Here is a 1725-nt window from a genome sequence, read left to right on the forward strand (position 1 = left end):
CGGGAGGTCACCGAGCTGCGTCTGGTGCGGCGCCGCTGCCGGTGTGGGACAGCGACCTGCGCCGACGCACCCTCGGGGATCAGCGGTCCGACCTGCTACGGGCCGAACCTGCGTGCCTTTGCCACGCTGTTGGCCGCGGAAGGGCAGATCAGCACGGAGCGCACCGCCAAGCTCATGGCCGGGCTGCTGGATGTCGAGGTGTCCACCGGGTTCGTCGACCGCTGCCTGTCGCGCCTTGACGCGCCGCTCGGCCAGTTCGAGGAGGCGCTGAAGCAAGCGCTGCGCGCCGCGCCGGTGCTGGGCGCGGACGAGAGTCCGATCAGCCTGGCAGGCAAGCGGGGCTACGCCTACACCGTCCGCACCGGTGGCCTGACCTGGTACGGAGCCGCGGACAACCGCGGCCATGCCGCACTGGACGGTTTCGGGATCCTGCCCGGCTACCGCGGCGTCCTGGTCCGCGACGACTACGTCGGCTACCGCAAGTACGACGCTCACCTGGCCGGGGTGCAGCTGTGCTGCGCGCATCTGCTGCGCGACCTGCAGGGCGTTATCGACAACGCACCCGACGACGAACACGCCGCCTGGGCCCAGGCCGCCCAGCGGATCCTGCGCGAGGCCGGGCAGGCCGTCGAGCAGGCCCACGCGGCCGGACACACCACGCTGGACGAGAGCGAACGCGCCCGGACCGAGGGCGAGTTCCTGACCGCAGTCCGGTGCGGGATCAGCGTAAACCCGCCCGGCGGCGCGAAGAAGTCCCAGGCCCGCCAACTCGCCAAGCGCCTGATCAGCAAGGCCCATCAAGTTCTCCGCTTCACCTGGGACTTCAGCCCAGGACTGTCCTGGACGAACAACGCCTCGGAACAGGCTCTGCGGGACATCAAGGTCAAGATGAAGGTCAGCGGCTGCTGGCGCGGGCTGCCCGGAGCCCGCCGCTACCTGCGCGTCCGCTCCTACCTGACCACCGCCCGCGCCCACGGGCTCACCGCCATGCGCGCCATCCACGACGCCCTCGCCGGCACCCCATGGCTCCCACTCATCACCGCTCGACCGTGACCACCCGGTGAATGGACACCGCGGCCCCGGCAGTGGGTCAAAAATGTTCTGGTGTTCCTGGCGCCCCTTGCAGCCGGGCTGCTGTCTCATCCGATTGCCCTCTGGAAGTCGGCAGCGGCATTCGCCATCGTCTCCCTGGCCGCAAGTGGTACGTACTTCCTGAATGATGCTCGGGATGCTGCAGGTGACCGGCAGCATCCACAGAAAAAGAATCGACCAGTTGCAGCGGGCACTATATCGCCTTTGCTAGCCTATGTGGTGGCGGCAGCGCTGATAGTCGTTTCCCTCACTCTAGCTGTCATGGTACTGAATCCGCGAGCGCGGCGACGGTTGCCTTGTACTGTACGGTGACCATTTGCTACAGCTGCCGGTTGAAGCACATACCCATTCTGGACCTGATTGTACTGGCGTCAGGTTTTGTTCTTCGCGTCATCCTTGGTGCCGTGGTCGTAGGCGTCTCAATCTCGTCATATTTTCTTATCGTCACGGCGTTTGGGTCTTTGTTCATGGTGGCCGGTAAACGTGCAGCCGAACTGAATGCCTTGGGTCAGGAGGCCGCGGCGCACCGCCCCATCCTGCACGGCCCCGGCGTAGTTGTGTGATGTCCGGTTCCGTGCCGGTTGGTCAGATGCTGTAGACGGCGAAGGCGTCTTTGTGGCGGAGGAGGTCGCG

Annotated in this window: 3 protein-coding genes; all 3 read left to right on the forward strand. The window is 66.3% G+C overall.

Going from position 1 to position 1725, the window contains the following annotated elements; translation table 11 throughout:
* A partial coding sequence (locus tag ABZT03_RS44325; RefSeq protein ID WP_356050000.1) for an IS66 family transposase occupies positions 1-1053 on the forward strand: 1053 nt, incomplete at its 5' end.
* Positions 1054-1104: 51 nt separating this feature from the next.
* On the forward strand, positions 1105-1404 hold the full coding sequence (locus ABZT03_RS44330) for a UbiA family prenyltransferase (protein WP_356050002.1): 300 nt from the start codon (positions 1105-1107) through the stop codon (positions 1402-1404).
* A 20-nt stretch (positions 1405-1424) separates the two neighbouring features.
* A complete protein-coding gene (locus tag ABZT03_RS44335; RefSeq protein WP_356050004.1) occupies positions 1425-1655 on the forward strand; it encodes a hypothetical protein in 231 nt (76 codons plus the stop codon).
* Positions 1656-1725 lie beyond the last annotated feature (70 nt).

The sequence above is a fragment of the Streptomyces sp. NPDC005574 genome, assembly GCF_040605435.1.
Taxonomy (GTDB): Bacteria; Actinomycetota; Actinomycetes; order Streptomycetales; family Streptomycetaceae; genus Streptomyces.